Genomic DNA, 24,400 nt, shown 5'->3' on the forward strand with positions numbered 1-24,400 from the left:
CTACTTTTCCGCAGCTTTCTGCGTGAAGATTTATTTGCCCCAGAACTTGTCTTCCTGTTCGGGGTCAGACGAGAAGAGCCAAACCTCGACGATCTTGCCGTCAACGATGCGCAAGAGGTCGATGCCAGGCTGGTTGAGCGTGGCGCCTTCGCGTCGGGCTGAGAACTCGATCTCGATGGCGACAAGATCGCCATTGGAGAGATAGCGGTGGGCATGAGTAATGGCGAAGGTGCCTCCGGACGCTGCCATCATCGCGCCGAACATTGCGCCGAACTCGCCGATGCCGTTCTTGACGCCGGAAAACTGGTTGGCGCCGGGCTGGTGCCAGACAAGCTGGGGTGAGATAATGCTGCCAAGAGCCGCCTGATCTCCAGTCTGAACGGCTTTGATGTAGTTCTTTGCGATATCGATGTTGCTCATTTGGCCACCGTTGTTGAAACGAAGTTGATCCCTTCAGCCAGCATTGCCCGCCGCTCGTTGTGTTTCTCTGCCGACAATTGCCTGCCGCTTCTGGAGGAAGTTGGGCGTTGATGTGTGATATCTAATGGAAAAACTCGCGGTGCTGCTGGTGAAAATGCGCAAAAAAGAGATACATATTGGACATTCGTAATATCGGGAGTGCTTGGATTGACAAAAGTCGCGGGAGATATCTCCTGGCTGGGATATTCACCCCCGGGTCGCAAGCTCGACATGGAAGTCTTTCCGTTTTCCGACATCTTGCGACGGACGAATCCGGCCGTCGTCCGGGCCCCCCATCGTTACGAATTTCACTTGCTACTCCTGGTGACCGAAGGTGTGCCGACGCAAGTGGTGGACTTTGAGCCGGTACAATGTGCTCCCGGTTCCATTCTCATCTTGCGTCCCGGTCAGGTGCACAGTTTCGGTCCCGATCTGGACTGGGAAGGATGGCTGGTTCTCTTTCTTCCGGAGTTTGTGCCGACCGTCTCCGATGTTCCTGCGGATCTTACGCCGGGAAGAATGCTGGAACGCTTGCCCGAACACATCAGGCTTGACCCAAAGGCCTTTCGGGCGACGAACGACGCCATCGTCACGATGGCCGATGAAGCGCGAAGCGACGTCCAGGCCGAAATCGTTCACACACTCCTCAGATACCAGCTATGCACACTTATCCTGCGGCTTCATCTGCTTAACGGGGAACGCGGCATGGCTGGCGCGCAGCGTAGCTCGTCACTGATGCGTTTTGTGAAATTTAGGGAATTGCTGGAGGCAAACTATTCCAGCTGGCATCAAGTTGCCCCTTATGCAAAGGCGCTCGGGTGCACCGAGAAGAGTGTCAATCGTGCTTCAAGGGAGGCGACGGCGCTTGGCGCGAAGGAATATATTGCGCGCCGGGTTATCCTCGAGGCCAAGCGGCTCCTGGCGCACACGGACAGGCCCATTTATTTGATCGCCGAGAGCCTCGGCTTTGATGAAGCCACCAATTTCTCAAAGTTTTTCCGAAAGTACGTCGCGCACTCTCCCGTTGAATTCCGCGCCCTATATCGCTGATCCATCTTGGTCATGTTCGCGCTGCGTGTTGATCGGTAGCGCTGCGCCCGACGTCGTCCGGCAAGGCGCTGGCCCAAGCTTCGAGTGCATCGGTTACCGCTTCGAGTTTGGCGCCAAAAGGCGTCAGAGCATATTCCACTTTTGGTGGCACCACGGGATGGACCGTTCGTGTGATGATTTTGTCAGCCTCAAGCTCGCGCAACTGAGCCGTAAGCATCTGTTGGGTTACATCCGGAATGGCCCGGCGCAACTCGCCGAATCGCTTCGTTCCCTGCATTAGTTGGAAGATGATGTACAGCTTCCATTTCCCCGCAAGCAGGGAGACTGCGCGCGTGACGGGACAGGCCGGGCCTGGCTCGCAGGTGGGCTTTGAGCTGGTCATCTCAGCCTCCTTAGTATGAAAATCCATAGTATGTCTGAAAATTATGCGTTCTTGTGATTCTGAAGGTAACGATCAAATCTCGCGGTATCAAGCAACGAGAGGAGATCGCGGTGAAAAACATTCTGGTTATCGGGGCGACGGGGCCGCAGGGACGACCGGTCGCGGAGAAACTGTTGGCAGCGGGTTTCATGGTTCGTGCCATGGTGCGCGATCCGGCCAAGGCGGCGGATCTTGCGGCCAAGGGGATAGAGGTCGTGAAGGGCGACCTCGACGATCCTGAGAGCGTTGATGCGGCTGCAAAAGGACAGGACGGTGCATTTATGCTCCTATCCTTCTTTTCCGGGACTGCTGCGCAAGCCAACAACGTGATCGCTTCGGCAAAGCGTGCAGGCATCCGGCAGATCGTTTGGAACGCGACAGGCCCCGTCCTGCCCTTCGACACGGGCAATCCCTCGATCGACTTCCGTCGTCCGGTTCTATCCGCTCTGCAGGACAGCGGTATCTCGTTCGTGGCGCTGCAGCCAACCGTCTACATGGAAAATTTCCTGATTCCGGCCATCGCAACCGAATTGGCAGAAAAGGATGTACTGGCTTATCCGATGCCCGAGGCAGTGAATTGCCAATGGATAAGCCACCAGGATGCTGCCGCGTATGTTGTCGCAGCGTTTCGGCGCGGCGCGATCGGGAGCCTCACCCTTGGAATCAGCGGACCGGAGAAGCTGTCGGGCTCTCAGATCGCTGAGCGGATGGGCAAGGCCCTCGGGCGCAAGATCGCCTTTCGCCCGATGCCCCCCGAAGAGTTTGCCAAGGCCGTTGCTTACGGCGGCAACGAAGACGCCATCGTCGGGTACTACAGCGCGGTTTTCCAGAATCCCGAGATGATGAGCACGAACGTAGATCACCAGGCGGCACTCGACCTCTTACCCATCGCGCCGATGTCCATCGAAGATTGGGCGCGAATGTATGCGAGCGCCCTGAGCAAGCATTAGCCGATCAACAGACGCTGGAGCGAACAACCATGAAAATGACAGTATCTACCCTGGCGCTGGCCGTCTCAAGCCTGCTTATGCTTGGAGCGACAACGACCCGCGCCGTGTCCCAGGTGAATGCACCCGCACCGACAATCACTGCGCCTGAAAATGTCAAATGGTTTCCGATGATCCCCCAAATGGGCGACAAAGGCCCGGCTATGGCTGTTGTTTCTGGTGAGCCAGGCGTCATCGGCAAGCCGTTTGCGGGCCTGTTCCGAGTGCCCGCAGGCGGTGTTTCACCTACGCATATTCATAGCTCGGACTACTGGGCCGTGATGTTGAGCGGTACCGAATCCGCCCGGGTTGCACCTGACAACGAAGCGAAGCCGATTGCTCCGGGCGGGTACTGGTTCCAGCCCGGTAAGGCCGAGCATATCAACAAGTGCCTTAGCAAAGAGGACTGCGTGTTCTTCGTCTACTATCCGAACGGGATGGATTATATTCCGGTTGAACACTAATCCTTGAGTCTTGCGAAAGAAAAAGGCTGCGGCCCCGGTAACCCCGGGCCGCAGCCGCTCGTCAGACGAGAAGCCGCTTATGCCCAATCTCTATCGAATGTTCGTACGCCCCGAGGGTATTGATGGCGAGCGGGGTATCGATTTGATGGAGCAGTTAGGTGATGGAATGGCCAATGAAGCAGTTGCAAATCTCAGGCTCACACCAACCGACGAAGTAATCGAGATCGGGTTTGGTCCCGGAATAGCACTGCAGATTCTGGTACAGACAGTGCCGCAGGGTCATGTGACCGGGGTTGATCCATCAAGGTTGATGCACCGACGCGCTGGTCTCAGAAATGAGACCGCGATCCGCGCAGGACGGATAAAATTGATCGAGGGAACGGTAGATGCGCTGCCTTTCGCCGCCGCCTCGTTCGATGCGGCGCTGGCAATGGACAATCTGCATTTTTGGCCCGACCGGCTGGCGGGACTCAAGGAACTGAGGCGCGTCCTGCGGCCCGGCTCGCCGTTCCTCTGCTCGTTCACACCGCCTTCAGGTGGCAGTACGGTCGGTCTGGCGAAGGACATGGTAGCCGCTAGTTTCGTTGACATCGAACAAGTGGCTTGCCTGAAAGGCCAGGCAATCGTCTGTCGAGTACCTAGATAACTGCACCGTAGTCCATTTTCGCTAGTTGAGCATCATGGTCAACGCAACTCACATTTCCAAGCTTTGCGCGCAGAGTTGATTTCGGTACTCCCCTGTTCTGTTTGCGCTCCGCATCCGCGGCCGCACATGCGTAGCACGCAGGCCCTGTGAGGAACGAGCGTCTTTCACGCGCAATGAGCGATCGGTCGTGAGAGATCGGAGTCGGCGGAGTGGAAGGGGTGCATAGCGCCCTCGTCCAAAAATCTCGTTAGGACCTCAACATGCGGTCGAATATCCAAATTTTGTCCCTTCAACCAATCGTCGCTGAAGTAGGTGTCGGTATAGCGATCACCGCCGTCGCAAATTAGAGAGACGATTGAACCGCTGTCCCCCTTGGCAAGCATCTGCGCAGCGATGCAGCAGACCCCGTAAAAATTCGTTCCTGTAGAGCCTCCAACGCGCCGGAATAGCCGATCAGACAGCACCCGCATGGCAGCGATCGAGGCGGCGTCCGGAATCTTTATCATGCAATCGATCACCTCCGGAACAAACGAAGGCTCGACACGGGGGCGGCCGATACCCTCGATACGGGATGGCGCGTCGCACGTGACCTCGCGATCGGCGGTTTTGAATGCTTCGAAGAAGGCGGAGCGTTCAACGTCAACGACACAGAGTCCGGTGTGAAAATTCCTATAACGAATATATCGACCTAACGTCGTCGCCGTTCCGCCCGTGCCAGCGCTCATCACAACCCATTTCGGCTCCGGGAATTGCTCGTCGGACATCTGATTGAAAATGCTCTCGGCAATATTGTTATTGCCGCGCCAATCAGTCGCGCGTTCAGCGAATGTGAATTGATCAAGATAGTAGCCGCCGGTCTGCTTCGCTAAGCGTTGCGCCACGTCGTAAACCTTCGACGCGTCGGAGACGAACTGACATTCTCCTCCAAAGCGCCTAATGGCTTCAACTTTCTTGCTGCTCGTCATGCTCGGCATCACGGCGATGAACGGAAGGTCGAGGAGATTGGCGAAGTAAGCCTCGCTCACGGCCGTTGAGCCGGACGATGCTTCGACAAGCGTCGTACCTTTACGTATCTTGCCGTTGCAAATTCCGTAGAGGAAAAGCGAGCGTGCCAGACGATGCTTTAGGCTTCCCGTCGGGTGCGTCGTTTCGTCCTTCAGGTAAATTGCAATATTGCGTAAACCCCTGAAGATCGGATTGACCAGATGGGTGTCGGCCGATCGCCTCCTATCGCCGTTCAAGATTTCGAGAGCGTGCCTTGTCCACTCACGATCAGATTGAGACTTGAGCAACATCCGGGCCTCACGAAAGCGCGACGATGGCGTCGATTTCAACAGCTGCATCTTTCGGCAACGCCGAGACCTCGTAACAAACCCGCGCGGGGTACGGTTCGATAAAGAAGCGTGCGTACACCTCGTTCACGGACGAGAAGGTCGACATATCCGTTAGCATAATGGTCGTCTTTACGGTCCGGTTGAGCGAAGTCCCGGCCGCTTCAGCGACGGCCTTTATGTTGAGGAGGCATTGCAGGGCCTGTTCGCTCGCCTCCCTCGCATCAATGGTGCCAGTCCGAGGATCGATCGGAAGCTGCCCGGAGACAAAGAGCAGTCCGCCGATGGCGTAGCCCTGAGAATAGGGACCGATCGCCGCGGGGGCGGTTGCAGTGTGTACACGCGTCATCTGAGTTCGTCCTAGGTTGGTGGTCTGGCGGCGGCGTTCTGGTAGCGAACGTGCTGGTCTCACTCCGCCGGCCCGGTATGCTCACCCGGCATGATCATAATTGCGCGATAGGAAAGCCGCGACCGTAGTCAACGCCAAGGCAGCGGCAACGTAGATGGCGACTGCTGTGGGGCTTTGATACTCTTTCAGGAGCGCGGCCGCGATTAGCGGCGCGAGTCCTCCGCCAAATATTCCTGCGAGCTGGTAGCCCAACGAGATGCCGCTGTAACGCACGTGCGTCGGGAATAGCTCCGAAATCAGAGCGGCCAATGGGCCGTACATCAGCGCCCAGAACGTCATCGCCACGCAAATCGCGGTGGTGATCAGGAGCGGATCCTTTGTTCCAAGCAATGGGAAGAAGAGGAATATCCAGACAATTGCGCCGATTGAGCCGACCAAGAAGATCGGCTGCCTGCCGAAGCGATCGGAAAGCGATGCGAACCAGGGTATCGTGAACATCTGTATCGCAGACGCGACGAGAACCCCCTGAAGAGCGACTGACCTGCTCAAGCCCAGCGTCCCGGTGACATAGGTAAGAACGAACAGCGAGAAGATGTAAAAGGCGACGTCGGTGCCGATTCTGATAAAGCACGCCACAAAAAGAGATCTTGGGTGCCCTTTGATCAGGTCGATCAGCGGCCTGGAGCTCGTCCGCTTTTCGCCAGCAAGCGCCATGAATTTTGGCGACTCGTCAATGCCGGACCGTACCCATAGCGCTACCGCGATCAGAATCCCGCTTAGCAGGAAAGGCACCCTCCAACCCCACGACAGAAATTCCTTTTCTGGCAGCATAGCGGACATGGCCGCGATCGCCCCTACCGAAAGCAGATTGCCTGCCGGGACGCCGATCTGGGCCCAACTCGTCTGCAGTCCTCGGCGTTGCGAGTCTCCATGTTCCGCGACCATGAGGACGGCGCCACCCCACTCGCCACCCAGCGCCAATCCTTGAGCCAATCGAAGGATGACAAGCAGGCAGGTCGCGACAACGCCGACTTGGTCGTACGTAGGCAGCAGTCCGATCCCGACAGTAGCCAAGCCCATCAGCAACATTGTCAGCACGAGAATGCGTTTGCGACCCAGCGTATCTCCGTAGTGACCGAAGATCAGGGCGCCCAAGGGACGTGCAATGAAGCCGGCTGTGAACGTCCCAAAGGACAACAGCACGCCAACGGCTGGATCAAAGCTGGGGAAGAAAAGCTTGTTGAAAACGAGGGCCGCAACGGTGCCGTAGATGAAAAAATCGTACCATTCGAGCGTAGTCCCCAGAAAAGAAGACCAGATAACGCCCCGGACCTTCTTCGAAGATCCAGCTTCACCTACAAATTGCACCATGCCCATGTCTCCCCTGGCGGCGGGTCTTCGTGAGGTTCCCGCAAGTCCAGAGGCTACCTGCACAGAAGCAAGGGGTTAGGTCGTATATATGCGTATACTGCTGCTCAGATAAGCTCCATAGCGCGAGCATTGAAGCTCGGCTGCCGCTCGATCGCGCCGGAATCGTCGTCCGACATCACCCTGAAATCGCTGATCAGAACGATCTCCCCATCGGAAAGCTGTGCGGGAATCCAGTATGAAACGCAAAGTTTCTCGACGCCTCCGCCAATCGGCATCCAGGGATTGCAGACCTCTATGCTGGCTAGATCGCCGTCGAAAAAGCCGAACTCGATCGCCAATTTCCAATGACGCTCGAGCGGCTCGGTAAAGAAAGGTCTATAGTTCGCAGTCGCGAGAAAGGACTGGTTGACTCCGTGAAGCGCGGCGGCGCTACGTGAAGCAGCTAGGTTTTGCCCATGCCTGTTCGCGATCTTGACTGCGAACGGTGAATGCAAAACGTTCTGCATTATGAAATGATCGGAGTTAATGCCGCGGCCGAAAATCAGCGAACGTAGTCGCTTCTGAAAGCCCAGATCGGGCTCGTGAACCCCACGTTCCCAACGCGAAATTGTCGCCTGCTCTACACTGAGGATTTCAGCGAGCGCGATTTGTGTCAGGCCATTGTTGCGGCGATACCGCTTAAGTTGACTTGCCCAGTGCATGCGCTTCCTCCTGTTCGGTTTTGATGGTTCCAGCGGCTTGGGGCGACGTAGCCCAACGGCATCATGCAAGAAACGAACCGAAAATCGAGCAGAAAAATGTCGCCCACCTCGCTCTACGGCGGGATGCGACCGCGTATTGGAGCCATTTGCCACGGGGGCGCAGCATTCAGCCGATGGGCATACGAATATATACGCGCTGGCAAACCGACGGGCGAAGAAATCATCTTCCGTGAGCTTACGAAAGCCGCGAGGAAAAGATGAAAAAGACCAGTTCGACTGCTCGGGCAAATGTCGGAGGCTATCTTTTCGGCATCGATCGAGGTGGCACTTTCACAGATATCGTCGCTTGGGCCCCGAATGGCGACGTGCGTGTCAAGAAGATACTTTCCAATCGGGTAAACAACCTCGAAGATTCCGCCATTAGCGGAATCCATGAAATCCTCGGACTTTCCAAGGGCGATCAGATCGGGCCTGACCTCGTCGAAGCGGTGTGCATGGGCACTACCGTCGGCACCAACGCCCTTCTGGAGAGGCAGGGAGCGCCAACGGTGTTTGTCACGACATCGGGCTTTAGAGATGCGCTCCGGATCGGATATCAAAACCGACCAAAATTGTTCGATTTGAACATACAGCTGCCGTCACAGCTCTATTCCTCAACTGTCGAGGTTGATGAACGAGTGGACGTCCATGGCTCTGTGCTTGTCAGTCTCAACGAAGCAAGAGTGCGGCGTGACCTCGAGAGCGCCTATGCCATGAACTACAGAGCGTGCGCGATCGCCTTCATGCACGGGTACAGGTTTCCCGAACATGAGATGGCCGTTGCCCGTATCGCTCGTGAAATTGGGTTCACGCAGATTTCTACATCTCATGAATGCAGCGGGATGATCAAGTTCGTAGGACGAGCGGAAACTGCGGTTGTCGATGCCTATCTCACGCCGATTTTGAGCGCTTACAAGAAGAAACTGGACGATGCGCTGGGGGCGGTGCCGCTATTCTTCATGCAGTCCAACGGCGGTTTGATCGAGTCCTCCCAATTCAAGGGCAAGGATTGTGTTCTGTCAGGGCCCGCCGGCGGGATCGTGGGCGCGGTGGCCACCTGCAAGGCGGCCGGCATCGGCAACGTGATCGGCTTCGACATGGGCGGAACGTCTACGGACGTTTGGCACTATGCCGGCCATTTCGAGCGCACGACAGAGAGCCAGATCGCCGGCGCGCGCGTTCGCTCACCGATCATGATGATTCATACCGTCGCAGCCGGTGGCGGGTCGATCATCTCCTTCGACGGGAGGCGTTTTAAGGCGGGTCCGAAGTCGGCTGGCTCTGTACCGGGGCCGGCGTCGTATCGGAACGGGGGCCCGCTCACGGTCACAGATTGCAATGTCTTACTCGGCCGTATCCCGCCTCGACATCTTCCCAACATCTTCGGTCCGAACGGGGATCAACTGCTGGACGAAGTGAGGCCGAACGAGCTGTTCGACGAGCTGACCCTAAGAGTGAACGCGGACGCTACAGACGCAAAAACGAAGTACGATTGCGCAGAGGGCTTCCTCGACATTGCGGTCGAAAACATGGCGAACGCCATCAAGAAGATCTCGACAGAGCGCGGGTATGACCTCTCGAAGTATACTCTCTGCTGCTTCGGTGGAGCCGGAGGTCAGCATGTCTGCAAGGTCGCCGAGAAACTCAATATGAGCAGCATCTTCATCCATCCCCTAGCCGGCGTGCTTTCGGCATTTGGCATGGGGATCGCCGATATTCGCGCGATGGAAGCCGCAACAGTGGAAAGGGTGTTCGACGCGAACGAGAGGAATTGGCTGCCGTCGCTAATGGCAGGTCTCGAAGACAAGGCAAAGGCGAAATTGGTATCGCAGGGTGTTAGAAGCGCGGATATCGTTGTCATCCAGCGAGCGGTCGTCCGCCACAAAGGCGCCAGTTCAGGTCTGGAGGTCGTGTTCGAGTCCCTCGCAACCTTGCGCCAGACTTTCGAGGCCCTTCACGAGAAACACTACGGATTCGGGCTCCCGCATTCTGACGTCATTATCGAGTCCGTCACGATCGAAGCCGCTGGCTCGCATCGCCCGGCAATCAAGGCAGCCGCGGCAATCGCTACGGCGACCGGAAGCGGCGCGGTGGCTTTCGATCGTACCAGGATGTACGCAAACGGGCGCTTTCAGGATGTACCCGTCTACAAGTATGATCAACTGGGACTAGACTCGGAAGTTGTCGGCCCTGCAATCATCATAGACCCGTTCTCAACCACTGTCGTCGACGTCGACTGGCGGGCGATCAAGGACGCTACTGGCGCCCTCAAGATCGACTATGTTGGAGAGGCGCGATCAACTTCTGTCGATCCGCATAAGGCCGATCCAATCCATCTAGAGCTATTCAACAATCGCTTCCGTTCGATCGCGGATCAGATGGGCCACGCCCTGGCGAATTCCGCCCATTCGGTGAACATCAAGGAGCGTCTGGATTTTTCTTGCGCCATCTTCGACAAGAGCCGCAACCTCATCGCAAACGCCCCGCACATTCCGATCCATCTTGGCGCGATGTCGGAGAGTGTAGACGTCGTTGCGCGGGAGTTCGGCGACGGTATGGAGCCTGGCGATCTGTTCGTCCTCAATTCGCCCTACAAGGGCGGGGCGCATTTGCCGGACGTCACGGTCGTGATGCCTGTGTTCAACGCAGATGGTAGCGAGGTTCTATTCTACACGGCAGCGCGCGGCCATCAGGCGGATATCGGGGGCAAGACGCCAGGTTCTCTCCCTCCCGACAGCAGAGACATATACGAGGAAGGCGCTCTCATCGAGCCGATGCGCCTCGTTCACAAAGGAGCGTTCGCCCATGACGAGCTGCTTCGTCTGCTGACGACGGCTCGATATCCGGCACGAAATCCGAAGCAGAACATTATCGACTTGCAGGCGCAGGTTGCTTCCTGCATCCGCGGCGGCGATGAGTTGAAGCGTTTGATCCTGGAATATTCGGAGGCCGTTGTGGCTGCCTATGGCGGCTTCATCCAGGATGTTTCGGAACAGGAGCTAAGAGCGATCATCGACCAAATTCCGGAGGGGGCATTCACTTGCAAGCATGATATGGGCCATCACGTTTCTGTCCGCATCACGGTGGACAAGGAGAAGAGAAGCATCAAGGTCGATTTCACAGGAACAAGCCCTCAGGTCGAGACAAATTTCAATGCGCCACCGGCGATCGCGAGGTCCGCGACGCTGTATGTATTCAGGACGCTGATCGACAGGGATATACCTCTCAACTCAGGGTGTCTGCGGCCGATCGAAGTTGTAATTCCGCCAAAATCGTTGCTCTCTCCGGAACACCCCGCGGCGGTGTCGTCTGGCAACCCAGAGACTTCGGTGCTGGTGACGGACGCTCTCTACGGTGCGCTCGACATAGTAGGCGGATCGCAGGGAACCATGAATAATTTCACCTTCGGCAATGACACGTATCAATATTACGAGACGATTTGCGGCGGCGCAGGAGCTTGTAACGGCTTCGATGGCGCGTCGGCGGTTCACACCCATATGACGAACTCGCTGATGACAGACCCGGAAGTATTCGAGCTACGGTTCCCGGTTCTGCTAGAGGAGTTCAGCATCCGTGAGGGCTCTGGCGGGAAAGGTCAGTGGTCGGGAGGCGAGGGCACGAAGCGACGTGTACGCTTCCTCGCGGCGCTGGACATGGCGATTGTATCAAATCGCCGGGTTATAGCCTCGGCCGGTGCGAAAGGTGGCGATCCCGGAGCGATCGGAGAACATCGCGTTGTGAGAGCTGACGGTGCGATCACAAATCTGATCAGCTGCGACGCCACTCATATGAACGTCGGGGATGTCTTCGAGATCCTGACCCCCGGCGGGGGTGGCTACGGCGCCAGGCAGGACTAGCCCGGATATCTCGCCGAAAACGACGCATCGAGGCGCTGAATCAGCGAAAGGTCTCTACGAGGAGGACGTTCAGTCGATCCGGAGAGCACCCCGCTGCCGACAGATTGTAGCGCAGATCTATTCGAATTTGCACCTGTTCGGCGGAGGGGTACCTCGAAAGACGGGAAGTTGTGGCTGGCATCGACGATGGGGCGATCGCGTCGGATGCCGGCCGATTGCTGCTGGGGGGGCACGGATTGCGCGATCGGACTGGCGCATCGATCGCCGGGGTGCTTCCACGACGAGCGTCGCCAGGACTTGATCGAGCACGAGGTGGCGACGTTCGGTTCGTCAACGCATGTTCGGCATCGCGCTCGGATGCGAGGATATCAATGGCACGATGAGCTGCGCCCCCGACGCGAAGACGGCCGTGTTGGCCGGTTAGCGGCTAATCGACACCGGCCCGAGTTGAGCCAGCTGCATCGACCAATGTGCATTCGGTCGGTGCCCGCGACCGAGGAGATGACCTTCTCCATCGACGAGATCAGCCGTCAGGTCGAGGTCTCCGCGCAGATCGCAGGCGACGCGATGGAGCAGGCGCGGCGGACACAACGAACGTGTCGGCGAACCCGCCAAGGAGGCGGCGCGGATCGGCGACGTGAACTCCCCAAACTCATTGTGTCGGCCGCCCCGATCGCACGGGTGGGCGTGTTGCGAAGTGCCTATGGTTGATCGTCCAGCAGGTCCGCTTTGGGAAGCTCGGCCAACGAGACGATGTCGGACGTTGAGGTTTATCGCGTGCCCACCTTGGGCCTCGGCGATATGGGGCACATGGCGAACGAATGGCGGTATCGAAGCCAGCGGCTAGATTGAAACAACTTGTGAAGACCCCCGCCCTACAGAAAGCTCTAGGTACACTGACGGGTACACTATGGAGAATGATAAACAAAATCTATGTAAGATCAGCGAGATGAGCAAATGTTCGATTCCGCCCCTGGGCACCACGCTTCGCCCTTCGGGCTACGCGTGGCGCAGCCGCAAGTAGCCCGAAGGGCGAAGCGTGCCCGGCGTAGCCCTTTGGCGAAGCCGGGCGTTTGAGCCCCCCCAAGTCTCGCTTGAGCCCCGCTCTCTGATCTCCGATCAACCCTGTCAAACAGCCTGCTGCACGTCGCAGCTTCGCTCCCGCCCATGCGGCCACGATCTCGCAGGCCTGATCGCCCCGAGCTGTGCTGCAATCTGGCGTCCTCTTGAAAGAGAGGGCGCAGGGAAGGCCGAGTGCCGACTGGCACCCATGGCCCCCGTGCGAAAGAAATGCACGGGGCAGGAACCACAGGCTCAGCCGGAAACAACCCGGCCTTCCCTGTGCGGATGGGCTTCCGGCTGCTCCGTGCTCTCCCAGGGGACCGGCTTGCTTGCCCCCGTCATCGACATCGTCGCCGACCAAGACACCAGCGTCGGGGTGTCGGGACCACACGGCTTGACCGTCCGCAAAACGACGTTCGTCCGCACCCCCAAGGAGATGCTGCGTCGCCCCGCGTCCACCGCTCCCCGCCGCAACGTCCCGTGACGATCGCGATACGCCCCTCTCAGTGCGGGCGGGATGGCTGGATAAGACCACTGATTTGGGGGCGGTGTCAACAATTTTTCTGGTATTCAGAATTTGCGGCCAGCGCAACCGGTCGACCTTACGTGGTGGCGGACATCAGATTCGCGGATATCGTTCAATTATGCCAAGCGCAGCGAGCGGCCTTTGCTTGGAGTCTGCTCCAGGCGGAGCACAGAAAAATGCAGCGTCACCATGATCCCAAATGCCGTCCAAGTAAACGTCACGCGGAAATGGGGGTGATCTTGATGTCAGTGCCGCTGCGGCAGAGATTCAGGAGCTCTACACCCGGGAGGCTGAGGGTTTTAGGCTCCCCAAGCGCCTGTCAAAATGACCGCGACACCTGAAATGATCACGAGGACCGTTCTGCCATACTCGATCCAACGAGAACTGAACAGCCTCCAAGGTCCGAACTAGCAAAAAGCCACGGATTGACGTAAAATCTTGCTCAAAGGTCGATCGTGCATCGATCGCACATTCCCACATGTAGGGCTTTCAGAATGGTTTGGTGTGGATTCGATCCAAAGATGGAGTCAGGGCTCGTGGAGTACGCCGATGGCGTGGCTTCAGCAATCAAGGCTAAGGCCAGACAAACAGGCCGCAGCCTAACTGCTCAGATCGCTGTGGAACACGATCAGCTATTCATCTTGACGCAAAACCTCAAGGAGCAGAGGGAATTGCTACTCCCTGGCTCATATGAGCGGAAGAGATGCGACGCATTTCTCGGATTGGCGGCATTCACGAGTCATCTGATACCGAAAACTGAGGATGTTTCGGCCGAGAGTTTTGACGAAGACCTCCGACGATGTGCGAGCGATATCGCGGATTGCATTTCTTCGTTTGATTCTGACTACGAGGCGCAGCTTCCAAGTCTTTCTTTCGTTGAACGCATTATTTCAAGTGTTAATAGCTTCATACAGCGCGGGAGGAATAGCCTCCCAAAGAGTTCGCAGTCACGATTGCGCTCGAATAGCGCTCGTTAAAATTTCCTAAATTTCGTGCTAGGCTTAGTTGGGGGGCAAATGACAATAGCAGCAGTGATGTTCGGGCTAATTCTGGCGTTTGCTCCCTATTTGTACTACGAGTTCAATAAGGTTCGGAAGCGCTCCGCAAGCGCAAACGTTTTAGACTACGAAGACGGCAGAAATGTAAGTAATGATGAGATTGATAGAGCTAGCAAAGTCAATAATTCGAACATTGCCTGTGATTTTCAGTTATTGACGGTTTATCCTAATGTGCTTTTTGGCGTGATCGGAAATTTCTTTGTTCCTATATTAAATGCCATTAGTTTCTTTGTGGGCGGATACATGCACTGGAAGTTTTTAGAGAAAGGGCATGCTGTCTTTAAATCGAATGCAAGCCTACATTCTTTCATAGGAAACGCTCACTCTCTAGGCTCGTCACGCTCAGTTTTAGCGTCGATTTCTCTAGTTGGATTTGGCCTCCTCATCGCATTTGAGCTTACGTTTTTGGCGCACTTTCTGCACGGAGTTCTTGGCTTTGGGAGGCTCTATTTTTATTTGTTTGTTTTCATGATTTGCTTCTTTCTGATTTGGTTCACATTCAAAGGTGGCCAGAAGACTGCGCTGCAATCAGACCAATGGTATTTGATTGTTGCCTATATCGGAATCCATTCACTTATCTTTGCATTGGCCCAGAAAGGTCTTAATGGTGACGGCTTGCAGCCTACATTGGTTGTAGCCCTATGCCTAATGACAATCGCAATAGTGCTTAGATTTCGCGATATGATAAAGTATCGAGAAACGCCTCGGCAGACCCTGCTGATAAACTCCGTCGTATGCCTAGCAACAGGCCTCACAGTTTGGGCAGCCTTTAGTGCTGTGCAACCGTCAAAATTTTCTTCCGAATTTAGCTACAAAAAGTTCTCTGCATTCACGCAGGATATGACTTGGTCTGCGATCACTACAATGATGATGGCAGCAGTAGCTCCTGCACTTGTATTTCGCTATGTAGATTTTTCTCTATGGCTGCGGAATAGAGCTATATATCGCGATCTAGGCTCAGCGCAGATTGTAGATGCCAAGAAAAGACTGCCCGGAACTAGAGGTTACTTTGTCGAAGCTGCTTTAACTTATGTTTTGCCCCTCCTGGTTGGTGCCTTCTTGTCGGACCAGAACGCAGAGCTAAGGAAGATCGCTGAGAATCCTGCGCAAGACGTCATGACAGAGGCAACTCGAAATTTGCTTGCAGACGGCTCGAGTTTAGTTGTCTTGTGCGCTGCTCTATTTTTGTCGGGTATAATCGCTATCGCAATGAGTACGCTGAATACGTTGTTTGTGGCGAGTGCTGCGCTCTATGGGATGGATATGAAGCGGTCTGAGAGCGTCGATGCTCGAGCACGTTTCATGTGGTGTTTGGGGGGGCTGATATCAGTATTGGTGATCGCCATCGATCTTCTGACGCAAAACGTTACGCAAATTGTAGGTGCAATGATCGGGGCGATAGGAGTGCTAATGGCGCTCGCCCCCCTCGTTACTTTTCCGATGTTTTGCGGCATAGCGCTGCATACAGATGGATGGCGTAGACTTGTGTTTTGGGCGGTGCCAGCCTCTGGCGTGGGCTTTACGTTGTTTTTTGTTATATATGCTGGAGTGGCGGCTGTCGAGCCCACGGATGCGTACTACTGGATTGCTGCGCCGGGGGCGCTATTAGTCAGCGGTGTCGTATATCTGTGTGGGTTAGGTATATGTGGTTCTAGGATTATCGCGACTGCTGGAAGCGACTACTAGCGGGTTGCCCGCATATTGAATAACGATCTCGATGTTTCGGTTGGCTTGGGGGAGAGGATGAGCTGGCTTGAACTGTCACTGGAAGACTTGGTGGTTTTGTCCTTGATTGCATTTTCCGCATACCGCTTCTTGGATATGAGGTCGCTTGTCTATAAGTATGAGCAGAATAAATTTCAGACACTTCGTGCGAGACCGAGGATCCGTGGTGTTAGCCCAAGAGCGGACGAAAGTCGCGACAAGTGCCGACGAGGAAAGAGAATTTACTACACAATGGCGAAGTATAACGATTTTGTCAGCACCATTGTTTTCTTTTTCGCTCTTTGTGCGGTGATTTGGATTGGCACGGTACCATCTGCCAAAGCAGGTTGGACGGCCATGTTCTCAGCCGGACTTGGAACGATCGTTTCCATTCTTAACTTCATTTATGAGCGTGCTCGAGCACTCGTTCTTTCATAGCATTACGGCGACAGTGCCGGACTGCACCCCTCAAGTGAGACACGACAATTTCAATGACAGAGGGTGAAGTTCATCGTGTTTTGTTTTGCGCGAAGGCGGCCTCGAACTCAAGAGGAGATCGAGCCAATGCGTCCATGTCGGCAAATGCGACAGCAAGCCTCTTTACGTGCCCGGTTATCGCGTCTACTTCAAGGACCTGATGCAACGAGTTGTTGCTAAATGAGGTTCTTGCGCTCTCGACGGCCTATGCGAAGCCCCTGCCGCAAGATGCAGGTCAGCCTCCTCCGGCTCAGGGACAATGCCGCCTGCGAGAGCAGGAGACAGGGACACGGGGCCTCCCTGGAGCCGTTCGGCGTCCTGCAGAACCTGCCGCAGTCCCGTACTGGCGCGAACGCGATCGAGAACTACTGGTGAGACTTCGATCGAGGCAGCTTCGATGGCGTGCCCGTGCAGCGACGTCGTCGGTCCGAGCGGCTTGACCGGACAGCCATGAGCCGCGATGACGTTCTGAAACACCCAGCTGGGCATCACGCCGAGATAGGATGTGATCCCGTGGACCACGCCGAATTCCTGACAGGCCTGTATCAGTTGACCGATGACGCGGCGCCGTCTGACGGCGCCGAGCGCGCGATCGCAGCCGAAACGCGACGCCTCCCAGACCTGGTCGGAGTGCGGCAGCAGGCCTTCGACCAGGTCGGGCCACAACTGCTCGACCATGTAGGGGCGCGTGGTCGGTATCAGACGCGCGGTGCCCAGAGCCTGATCGTGCTCGTCGACGACGATGATGTAGGTCGCCGCCGGCGTATCGAATTCATCATACTCCATGCACTCATGATGAGGCACCGACCAGCCCTGACGCTCGACGAACATCCTGTAGCGCAGCCGATGGTGCGAAATCCACGCCTCGCCATGGCGATGGACGGTCTCCCACCTGATCGAAAGCGTACGCATCGGCATTTTCCAGCAGGCCACATGACGATGAGGCGCAGACTAATCGGCACAGCGTCAGCCAGCGAGCTACCTAGTCGAGTAGCTGCTCGTTCTGAACCGGCCGCGCCGCCGTATCCGGCGACAACGTCTGTTGGTGCTCCAATATCATTTACAATTAAATGCAATGCTGAGTTGTAATGTGGCGGAGTTATTGACTTGTGCGAGGCTTACCGTGGTTGCACGGAACGGGTCATCCTGAATTAGCAGGCGCTGCCTGAGCGGCCGGTGCTGTGTGCGAAGACAGAAGCCTTCGCGTGGATCGATTCATCGCATGGGATCGTCAATTGCCCGACAGCGTGTATGATGGAAAATTCTACCTCAAATTGTGATGAAGTTCTGGACGAGCAGGCGCCTGCTTCTCGCCGTGGTGAAGGCCGGGGGGCGAGAGCGGACCGTTGCCGATCGCGACGTTGGAACGGATTCGCATTCTCGATCACATCTGGCCAGTCGTTCGTGCAGCTTTGGCTGCCGTGAGGTAGCCATGGACCTCTTCAGCTTCATCGATTGTGCGAACCGCACGCAGTCGCTGTCGGACCTGTTCGATCTTCTCGTCTGTTCTGCTGCCGCTGAAGGCTTCGGCGAGGTGGCTTATGGCGCCCTGAACTACGAAGAGACCGTGCGTTTGACAGAGCTGCCGATGCCGGCGATCGCTCTCAATTTTCCGCTTGATTGGTGCAAGCACTATTTCCAGCGAAAGTACCACGAGATCGATCCGGTCGTCAGGCGAGCGGCGGCTCACAGCGGACCCTTCACGTGGGATCAGCTGCTGAAGCAGAAGGGGCTGCAAGCTGCGGAGCGATCGGTCATTCACGAAAGCCGTGAAGCGGGCCTCGACCACGGGGTGAGCGTGCCATTGTTCGGGCCGTCGGGACGCATCGCCGTTCTGTCCTTTGCATCGCGCTTCGCTGACGCTGATCCTGTCCGCCAGACACGGCATCTTCATGCCCTGGCGTGTCAGTTCCATGTTGCGTTCGGCGCGCTGTCCCGACCGGTGATGGACAATACGGCGATCAAGCTGTCGCTGCGCGAACGCGAATGCCTGAAATGGACCGCGGACGGAAAATCCTCCTGGGACATCGGAATCATTCTCAACATCAGCGAAAACACCATCAACTTCCATTTGAAGAAGGCCATGAGGAAGCTTGGCACGAACAGCCGGACGGTTGCCGTCGTGAAGGCGATCAGGCTCGGTCTGATCGAGATCCCTGGGTTATCCGGTTCGTCCATTTCGGAGTGGATCGACGGCGCCGATTGAAGCCACCCCGCACAGCCATTGCAGCGAAGCGACGTTCCGCGGCCGGCGTGGAAGCGCACACGGTGCGCGTTCGCGTCATGAGGCCAGCACAGGAGGCCAGCACAGTTTGCCCTGCACGGTCCGCCCTGCACGATGTCCCGCCCGTCCGCCGCCAGAGGTCGGGCCCTGATCTGGATCCACGGCTGAGCTCACCAGAAGCCCATAACGCCACAGAATGGGCCTCCCTGATTTCGGACTTTGACAGAGCTGCAGGACTCTTCCAGCCTGAGAACTGGGATGAGGGGCGAGGTGGCGGATGACGTGCGTCCAGCTGAAGTATGTCGGCCTATTGGCCGTGTTCCTCGCGATCACGGTGAACGCCGCCGGTGATCTGTCGGCAGCCGAGACCGCGCCGGGGGGCACCCTGCAAATCGGCGCTGGCGGATCGGACGTCACCACGCTGGATCCGCATCGCGCGACGACCAGCACCGACAAGCCGGTGATCGGCTTGATGTTCAACGGACTTGTTCGCTTCAAGCCAGGGAGTGCCGACCCCAAGGATCTCGAGCCCGATCTCGCCGAACGCTGGGAGACGTCGACGGACGGGCGAGTCTTGACCTTCTTCATCCGCAAGGGTGTCAAGTTTCACGGCGACTGGGGCAGCCTCACCGCAGACGACGTCGTCTACTCCCTGACACGGGCTGCAGACTCCAGCCGGTCGAGCTTCGCTGCGGACTTCGCTCCGGTGGAGGGCATCACCAAGGTCGACGAGCATACGGTTCGTATCGCCCTGAAGTACCCGGATCCGAACTTTCTCGGCCGCTTGTCCAACTATCACGGCGGAAACATCGTCTGCAAACGGGCAGCCGAGGAGCTCGGAGACAAGTTCGCCGCGCACCCGGTCGGCACGGGCCCCTTTGCGTTTTCCGAGCATGAAACACAGCGGCACGTCAAGCTGGCCGCAAACGAGGGCTATTTCCGCGGCCGGCCGCAGATCAGCACCATCATGTACCGTACGATCCCCTCCGACAGCGCCCGCGAGCTCGCGTTCTCGTCCGGAGAGCTCGATGTCATCCAGGGGCGGCGCGAGCAGCGCTGGGTCGATACCACCCGCCAGCGCGGCAACATGGTCGTCGATGTCTTCCGTCCAGGAGAGTTTCGGACGCTGCACATCAACACCAGCATTCCGCCGCTCAACGACCTCAGGGTCCGACAGGCGATCGCTGCTGCTGTCAATTTCGACGATCTCGTGCAGTTCGTCGGCAAGTCCGTCAGTCTGAAGGGCTGCTCGGTCGTGCCGCCAGGCTACATCGGAGAGGACTGCTCAGCAGGTGCCTACGGCTACGATCCGGTCAAGGCCAAGGCGCTTCTGGCCGAAGCGGGCCACGCGGACGGCCTGACGCTCAAGGTCGTCGTGTCCAACATCTCCGCCATCCTGCCAACCATGGAAATCATCCAGCGCCAGCTCGCAAAGGCCGGAATCAAGCTCGATATGAGCGTCGTCGATCACGCCACCTATCAGAGCCAGATTCGCGGCAATGCCAGCGCCCTGGTGTTCTATGGCGCCGCCAGATTTCCGGTCGCCGACACCTATCTGACCGAGTTCTATCATTCGCGCTCGAGCATTGGGACGCCGACGGCGGTCGCGAATTTCTCTCATTGCGACGTCGCAGATGCCGAGATCCAGGCGGCGCGCGTGGAAGGCAGCGTCGAGCGGCAGCAGGAGCTGTGGAAGGAGGCTCAGCGCAAGATCCATGACGCTGTCTGCTCTGTTCCGCTGTTCGAGCTTCAGCAGGTCTGGGGGCACAGCAAGCGCGTCAACTACGGCTACGAGCTCAAGGGAGCCATGAACCTCGGGCCGCCGATCACCGAGACGACGACGCTCATGCCGCGCTGAGGGATTCCTGCGAGAGCCGTGCAGCCGTGGTGCGCGCTTGCTGGAGGAACGCCTCGACGAGATGCGCATTGCGGCTATCGCGCATGCGACACAGCTGGAAATCGTAGGGCAAGGCCGGCTCGAAGCGTCTGATGGCCAGACGGTCCCGAAGCCCGCTGAACATCAGGGGATGCATCAGCGAGACGCCAAGACCGGCGGCCACGAACTCGCAGAGGGTCGGCGAGACATTGGCGACGAGCACAATGCGGGGTCTGACATTGTAGGCGTCCAACATGGTCGCAATGCACTGACCCGCCTGACTCTCGGGATCGAAGGAGACGAACGGAATATCGTCGAGATCGTCCGGCTCGACGACATTCTTCAGGGCCAGGGGATGGTCGATGGGCATGATGCAGACGAGCGGGTGCTGGGTCAACGGCTCGGCAATGACATAGGGGTTGTCGATCCGCGAGCTGACGAGACCGACATCGAGCTTGCGCGTGACCAGCCAGTCCACGATCCATTCCGAGCTGCGTGATTTGACCGAGCAGAACACGTTGGGGTGTTGCTGCAGAAAACCCATGGTCGCCTGCTGGATGAACGAGCGCGACAACGCCGGCAGGACTCCGATCAGGAGCTGACCCTGCTCCTCGCGGCGGATCGCCTCGACGGCATTCTCCACTTGGCGCACACCGGCGAAAATCCGATCGATCTCCTTGTAGAGCCGCATGCCGCGCTCGGTCGGAGCAAGGCGGCCTTTGACGCGGTCGAACAAATTGAGCCCCGTATCCTCTTCGAGATGAGCGATCAGTTTGCTCATCGCGGGTTGAGAGATGTTGAGGATCAAGGCGGCTCGGCTGATCGAGCCGCTCTCGATCACCGCCTTGAACGCCTCGACCTGTCTCAGATTGATCTGACGCGCCATCCCATAACCCTGAAGAATACAGCCAAAGATATTCGACTTTGACCAAATATCTCTTTTTACCGTCATATTGGGCAAGAGGAAATCTGATGCATCCTGACATAATAGTCGTCGGCGCTGGCACGGTCGGTGCTGCGATCGCATATGGGCTCGCGCGACGGCAACAGCGGGTGCTGGTGCTCGACGGCGACGATCGCGACCATCGCGCGGCGCGGGCGAATTTCGGCCTCGTCTGGCTGCAGGGCAAGGGCCAGAACATGCCGGCCTATCAGCAGCTGTCACGCCGCAGCGTCGACATGTGGTCCAACTTTGCGTCGGACCTCACGGATCTCGCCGGACTGGACCTTCAGCACGAGCAGAATGGCGGCTTGGCGTTCTGCCTCGGAGAGGACGCGTTCGAGAAGCGCCGCTCCGACCTGCAAAGGTTGCACAATCAGCTCGGCGGAGCGGAGGCGGATTGGCAGATGCTCGATCGCGCCGAGCTGACCAAGCTGCTTCCACGGGTTCGATTGGGGCCGGACGTGGCTGGAGCGAGCTTCGGCCAGCGGGACGGGCATACCAATCCACTGCAGCTGCTTGCGGCGCTTCACGCCGCAATTCTCCGTCTCGGCGGAGATCTGCGGCGCAACGCTGCGGTGCGGCAAATCGTACCGAGCGAGGCAGGCTTCACGGTGGCCTTTGGAACCGAGACCGTCAGCGCGCCGCGCCTGCTGATCGCTGCGGGCCTCGGGTCTCCGGCGCTTGCACGCCAGGTGGGTCTTGAAACGCCGCTGCGGCCTCAGCGCGGGCAGATCCTGGTGACCGAGCGCCTCGAACCTTTTCTGCCTCTGCCGACGAGTGGCTTGCGCCAAACCCGGGAAGGCACCGTGATGATTGGCGCAACTCATGAGGAGACCGGGTTTGATAGCTCGGCGACGGCGGCTGCCGCGGCAGATCTCAGCCGACGGACGCTTCGCATCGTGCCGAGCCTGGCCGACGCGAAGTTGGTCCGGCAGTGGGCTGGCTTGCGCATCATGACCCCCGACGGGTGCCCCGTCTATGCTCAATCGCAGCAGCATCGGGGAGCCTTCGTCGCGCTGTGCCATTCAGGCGTCACGCTGGCGGCGCTGCATTCCACCGTCCTGGCCGATGCGATCGTGGCCGGGCAGCTGCCCGGTTCACTCGATGTCTTTCACCAGAGCCGCTTTGATGTTTCGCAAGCTGCATGAGCCGGCCGAGACCGTGACCATCTATCTCGAAGGCAAGCCTGTTCTGGCCGAGCCAGGCGAAAGCCTGGCAGCCGTCCTGCTTCGGCAGGCTGTCGCCTGGTCTCGCCCCACGCCGGTGAAGGGCAGCAGGCGGGCTCCCTATTGCATGATCGGCGCCTGTTTCGACTGCCTTGCCGAGGTCGATGGAGTTGCCTCGGTTCAGACCTGCATGACGCCGGTGCGTGAGGGCATGACCGTCGAGCGTCAGCAGCGCAAGCGGTGCCTGCCGTCATGAGCGCAGCCGATGTTCTCATCGTGGGGGCTGGCCCAGCCGGCATGACAGCGGCCGTGACGGCGCGCCGCTACGGCATGAACGTCGTGGTCGTCGACGATCAAGCTGCGCCTGGCGGGCAGATCTGGCGCGCGGTCGAAACCCAGTCAGCGACAGCAAGAGGGGCCATCCTTGGGAGAGCTTATCAGGATGGAAAGGCGACCACCGACGCCTTCCGCGTCAGCGGCGCTCGCTACGAGCCTCGTACACAGCTCTGGCAGGTCGAACCCGGCTTTCGCGCCTTTGTGACCCATGATGGCAAAGCCCGGACAATAGAGACGCGGGCCATTGTCCTTGCGACCGGAGCCCAGGAGAGGCCTGCTCCGTTCCCAGGCTGGACGCTGCCGGGAGTCCTCACGGTCGGGGCCGCTCAGGTTCTGCTGAAAACGGCTGGCCAGATTCCCGCGAAGCCAGTGTGGGTCGCAGGCTGTGGCCCGTTGCCGCTGCTCTACATCGTTCAGTTGCTCAATGCCGGAGGTCAGATCGCCGGCTATCTCGACACGACACCGGCCGGGAGCCATTGGGCTGCGCTCCAGCATCTGCCGCAGGCGTTACGTGCGAGTGGAGTGCTCCTCAAAGGGCTCGCCTGGAAGACCCTCCTTCGGTACAGGCGCGTGCCCGTCGTCCGCCGCGTCGTCGACCTCCAGGCGCACGGATCGGACCGGATCGAATCGCTCAGCTATCGGACGGCCGATGGGCAGACGGAGACCGTTCCCGCGGATCATCTGCTCGTGCATGAAGGCGTCGTTCCAAACGTTCATGTGCCGCTCGGGCTGGGCTGCGCCGTTGAATGGCATGACCAGCAGGATTGCTACGTGCCGGTTCTCGATCGATGGGGTGAAACGTCCAAGGCCGGTATCTTCGTCGCCGGTGACGGCGCGGGCATTGCCGGAGCCAGGGCCGCGCAATATCGTGGCGCGCTCGCAGCCCACAGGCTGGCCGACAAGCTTGGCTATGCGGATGAGCAGAACGTGATGAAGGACGCATCGCCCGTTCAGAACAGTCTGGCGCGCGAACTTGCATTGCGGCCCTTCCTCGACACCCTGTTCAGACCCCGCTCCCAAATCTTCAGCCCGTCCGATAACACCGTCATATGCCGGTGCGAGGAGGTCACTGCGGGAGATATCCGCGCGATGGCGCAGATCGGTGGCTGCGGCCCGAACCAGATCAAGGCCTTCACACGCGCGGGGATGGGCCCCTGCCAGGGGCGGCAATGCGGGTACACCGTGACACGTATCCTCGCGGAGCTGGAGAATCGTCCTGCAAGCGAGATCGGCTTCTATCGCGTCAGGCCTCCGCTCAAGCCCGTGACGCTCGGAGAGCTCGCGACTCTCGATCAAGAGGAGGAGGTGCTGTGAGGCTCTCTCATTGTCCGCCGACAAGAGTTCAGTTCCCTCA

The 24,400-nt window shown here is 58.1% G+C and carries 20 protein-coding genes and 1 pseudogene; 13 read left to right on the forward strand and 8 right to left on the reverse strand.

Annotation, left to right across the window (positions count from 1 at the left end):
- Positions 1-30 precede the first annotated feature (30 nt).
- Complete coding sequence (locus ACQR07_RS10170) at positions 31-420, reverse strand: nuclear transport factor 2 family protein (RefSeq protein WP_434902145.1); 390 nt, start codon at positions 418-420, stop codon at positions 31-33.
- 207 nt (positions 421-627) lie between these two features.
- Between ACQR07_RS10170 and ACQR07_RS10175 the strand changes: the two genes are divergently transcribed.
- The gene (locus ACQR07_RS10175) at positions 628-1,509 is read left to right on the forward strand and encodes an AraC family transcriptional regulator (RefSeq protein ID WP_434902146.1); all 882 of its coding nucleotides are present in this window, start codon (positions 628-630) and stop codon (positions 1,507-1,509) included.
- A 10-nt stretch (positions 1,510-1,519) separates the two neighbouring features.
- Here ACQR07_RS10175 and ACQR07_RS10180 read toward each other — a convergent pair whose 3' ends face one another.
- Positions 1,520-1,891, reverse strand: a complete 372-nt coding sequence (locus tag ACQR07_RS10180; protein ID WP_434870217.1) for a winged helix-turn-helix transcriptional regulator — start codon at positions 1,889-1,891, stop codon at positions 1,520-1,522.
- Between the two features lie 110 nt (positions 1,892-2,001).
- On the opposite strand from ACQR07_RS10180, the gene ACQR07_RS10185 reads away from it, so the two are divergent.
- The 3 genes from ACQR07_RS10185 (at position 2,002) to ACQR07_RS10195 (ending at position 4,026) form a co-directional block, all read left to right on the forward strand.
- On the forward strand, positions 2,002-2,880 hold the full coding sequence (locus tag ACQR07_RS10185; protein WP_434902147.1) for an SDR family oxidoreductase: 879 nt from the start codon (positions 2,002-2,004) through the stop codon (positions 2,878-2,880).
- A gap of 29 nt (positions 2,881-2,909) precedes the next feature.
- Positions 2,910-3,380, forward strand: a complete 471-nt coding sequence (locus tag ACQR07_RS10190) for a hypothetical protein (protein ID WP_434902148.1) — start codon at positions 2,910-2,912, stop codon at positions 3,378-3,380.
- Between the two features lie 79 nt (positions 3,381-3,459).
- A complete protein-coding gene (locus ACQR07_RS10195; protein ID WP_434902149.1) occupies positions 3,460-4,026 on the forward strand; it encodes a class I SAM-dependent methyltransferase in 567 nt (188 codons plus the stop codon).
- 164 nt (positions 4,027-4,190) lie between these two features.
- On the opposite strand, the gene ACQR07_RS10200 is transcribed toward ACQR07_RS10195, so the two are convergent.
- The 4 genes from ACQR07_RS10200 to ACQR07_RS10215 form a co-directional block, all read right to left on the reverse strand.
- Positions 4,191-5,321, reverse strand: a complete 1,131-nt coding sequence (locus ACQR07_RS10200; RefSeq protein WP_434870287.1) for a PLP-dependent cysteine synthase family protein — start codon at positions 5,319-5,321, stop codon at positions 4,191-4,193.
- 7 nt (positions 5,322-5,328) lie between these two features.
- Positions 5,329-5,706: a RidA family protein gene (locus ACQR07_RS10205; RefSeq protein WP_434870221.1), complete on the reverse strand. Its 378-nt coding sequence runs from the start codon at positions 5,704-5,706 to the stop codon at positions 5,329-5,331.
- An 81-nt stretch (positions 5,707-5,787) separates the two neighbouring features.
- Positions 5,788-7,077 (reverse strand): MFS transporter, encoded by a 1,290-nt coding sequence (locus ACQR07_RS10210; RefSeq protein WP_434870222.1) that lies wholly within the window; start codon positions 7,075-7,077, stop codon positions 5,788-5,790.
- Between the two features lie 104 nt (positions 7,078-7,181).
- Entirely contained in the window at positions 7,182-7,778 is a 597-nt protein-coding gene (locus ACQR07_RS10215; RefSeq protein ID WP_434902150.1) for a helix-turn-helix domain-containing protein, read from the reverse strand.
- A 257-nt stretch (positions 7,779-8,035) separates the two neighbouring features.
- On the opposite strand from ACQR07_RS10215, the gene ACQR07_RS10220 reads away from it, so the two are divergent.
- From ACQR07_RS10220 to ACQR07_RS10235, 4 genes and pseudogenes are all read left to right on the forward strand, one after another.
- Positions 8,036-11,674: a hydantoinase B/oxoprolinase family protein gene (locus tag ACQR07_RS10220; RefSeq protein WP_434902151.1), complete on the forward strand. Its 3,639-nt coding sequence runs from the start codon at positions 8,036-8,038 to the stop codon at positions 11,672-11,674.
- A 455-nt stretch (positions 11,675-12,129) separates the two neighbouring features.
- A pseudogene (locus tag ACQR07_RS10225) lies at positions 12,130-12,314 on the forward strand (hypothetical protein); the annotation flags it as partial.
- A gap of 1,964 nt (positions 12,315-14,278) precedes the next feature.
- On the forward strand, positions 14,279-16,006 hold the full coding sequence (locus tag ACQR07_RS10230; protein ID WP_434902152.1) for a hypothetical protein: 1,728 nt from the start codon (positions 14,279-14,281) through the stop codon (positions 16,004-16,006).
- 57 nt (positions 16,007-16,063) lie between these two features.
- Entirely contained in the window at positions 16,064-16,462 is a 399-nt protein-coding gene (locus ACQR07_RS10235) for a hypothetical protein (RefSeq protein ID WP_434902153.1), read from the forward strand.
- A 183-nt stretch (positions 16,463-16,645) separates the two neighbouring features.
- Here ACQR07_RS10235 and ACQR07_RS10240 read toward each other — a convergent pair whose 3' ends face one another.
- Positions 16,646-17,419 carry an acyl-homoserine-lactone synthase gene (locus ACQR07_RS10240; protein WP_434902154.1) on the reverse strand — a complete coding sequence of 258 codons (774 nt, stop codon included), beginning with the start codon at positions 17,417-17,419 and terminating at the stop codon, positions 16,646-16,648.
- 514 nt (positions 17,420-17,933) lie between these two features.
- Between ACQR07_RS10240 and ACQR07_RS10245 the strand changes: the two genes are divergently transcribed.
- Complete coding sequence (locus tag ACQR07_RS10245; protein ID WP_434902155.1) at positions 17,934-18,707, forward strand: helix-turn-helix transcriptional regulator; 774 nt, start codon at positions 17,934-17,936, stop codon at positions 18,705-18,707.
- 295 nt (positions 18,708-19,002) lie between these two features.
- On the forward strand, positions 19,003-20,583 hold the full coding sequence (locus ACQR07_RS10250; RefSeq protein ID WP_434902156.1) for an ABC transporter substrate-binding protein: 1,581 nt from the start codon (positions 19,003-19,005) through the stop codon (positions 20,581-20,583).
- Here the strand turns inward: ACQR07_RS10250 and ACQR07_RS10255 are convergent.
- Entirely contained in the window at positions 20,570-21,553 is a 984-nt protein-coding gene (locus ACQR07_RS10255) for a LysR substrate-binding domain-containing protein (protein WP_434902297.1), read from the reverse strand. The genes ACQR07_RS10250 and ACQR07_RS10255 overlap by 14 nt on opposite strands.
- Here ACQR07_RS10255 and ACQR07_RS10260 point away from each other — a divergent pair.
- The 3 genes from ACQR07_RS10260 to ACQR07_RS10270 are packed head-to-tail and all read left to right on the forward strand — an operon-like array spanning position 21,526 to position 24,360.
- The gene (locus tag ACQR07_RS10260; RefSeq protein WP_434902157.1) at positions 21,526-22,692 is read left to right on the forward strand and encodes an NAD(P)/FAD-dependent oxidoreductase; all 1,167 of its coding nucleotides are present in this window, start codon (positions 21,526-21,528) and stop codon (positions 22,690-22,692) included. The two genes, ACQR07_RS10255 and ACQR07_RS10260, sit on opposite strands and share 28 nt — an antisense overlap.
- Positions 22,673-22,966 (forward strand): (2Fe-2S)-binding protein, encoded by a 294-nt coding sequence (locus tag ACQR07_RS10265; protein ID WP_434902158.1) that lies wholly within the window; start codon positions 22,673-22,675, stop codon positions 22,964-22,966. Before ACQR07_RS10260 ends, ACQR07_RS10265 begins: the two co-directional genes overlap by 20 nt.
- Entirely contained in the window at positions 22,963-24,360 is a 1,398-nt protein-coding gene (locus tag ACQR07_RS10270; protein WP_434902159.1) for an FAD-dependent oxidoreductase, read from the forward strand. Before ACQR07_RS10265 ends, ACQR07_RS10270 begins: the two co-directional genes overlap by 4 nt.
- The last annotated feature ends 40 nt before the right edge of the window (positions 24,361-24,400 follow it).

The organism is Bradyrhizobium sp. HKCCYLS20291, assembly GCF_051167715.1.
In the GTDB taxonomy this organism is placed as follows: domain Bacteria; phylum Pseudomonadota; class Alphaproteobacteria; order Rhizobiales; family Xanthobacteraceae; genus Bradyrhizobium.

Excerpts from the sequence above, each read along its gene's own strand:
- ACQR07_RS10170 (WP_434902145.1), bottom strand. The coding sequence starts at position 420 with ATGAGCAACATCGATATCGCAAAGAACTACATCAAAGCCGTTCAGACT.
- ACQR07_RS10180 (WP_434870217.1), bottom strand. The coding sequence starts at position 1,891 with ATGACCAGCTCAAAGCCCACCTGCGAGCCAGGCCCGGCCTGTCCCGTC.
- ACQR07_RS10190 (WP_434902148.1), top strand. The coding sequence starts at position 2,910 with ATGAAAATGACAGTATCTACCCTGGCGCTGGCCGTCTCAAGCCTGCTT.
- ACQR07_RS10195 (WP_434902149.1), top strand. The coding sequence starts at position 3,460 with ATGCCCAATCTCTATCGAATGTTCGTACGCCCCGAGGGTATTGATGGC.
- ACQR07_RS10200 (WP_434870287.1), bottom strand. The coding sequence starts at position 5,321 with ATGTTGCTCAAGTCTCAATCTGATCGTGAGTGGACAAGGCACGCTCTC.
- ACQR07_RS10205 (WP_434870221.1), bottom strand. The coding sequence starts at position 5,706 with ATGACGCGTGTACACACTGCAACCGCCCCCGCGGCGATCGGTCCCTAT.
- ACQR07_RS10210 (WP_434870222.1), bottom strand. The coding sequence starts at position 7,077 with ATGGTGCAATTTGTAGGTGAAGCTGGATCTTCGAAGAAGGTCCGGGGC.
- ACQR07_RS10215 (WP_434902150.1), bottom strand. The coding sequence starts at position 7,778 with ATGCACTGGGCAAGTCAACTTAAGCGGTATCGCCGCAACAATGGCCTG.
- ACQR07_RS10220 (WP_434902151.1), top strand. The coding sequence starts at position 8,036 with ATGAAAAAGACCAGTTCGACTGCTCGGGCAAATGTCGGAGGCTATCTT.
- ACQR07_RS10230 (WP_434902152.1), top strand. The coding sequence starts at position 14,279 with ATGACAATAGCAGCAGTGATGTTCGGGCTAATTCTGGCGTTTGCTCCC.
- ACQR07_RS10235 (WP_434902153.1), top strand. The coding sequence starts at position 16,064 with ATGAGCTGGCTTGAACTGTCACTGGAAGACTTGGTGGTTTTGTCCTTG.
- ACQR07_RS10240 (WP_434902154.1), bottom strand. The coding sequence starts at position 17,419 with ATGCCGATGCGTACGCTTTCGATCAGGTGGGAGACCGTCCATCGCCAT.
- ACQR07_RS10245 (WP_434902155.1), top strand. The coding sequence starts at position 17,934 with ATGGACCTCTTCAGCTTCATCGATTGTGCGAACCGCACGCAGTCGCTG.
- ACQR07_RS10250 (WP_434902156.1), top strand. The coding sequence starts at position 19,003 with ATGACGTGCGTCCAGCTGAAGTATGTCGGCCTATTGGCCGTGTTCCTC.
- ACQR07_RS10255 (WP_434902297.1), bottom strand. The coding sequence starts at position 21,553 with ATGACGGTAAAAAGAGATATTTGGTCAAAGTCGAATATCTTTGGCTGT.
- ACQR07_RS10265 (WP_434902158.1), top strand. The coding sequence starts at position 22,673 with ATGTTTCGCAAGCTGCATGAGCCGGCCGAGACCGTGACCATCTATCTC.
- ACQR07_RS10270 (WP_434902159.1), top strand. The coding sequence starts at position 22,963 with ATGAGCGCAGCCGATGTTCTCATCGTGGGGGCTGGCCCAGCCGGCATG.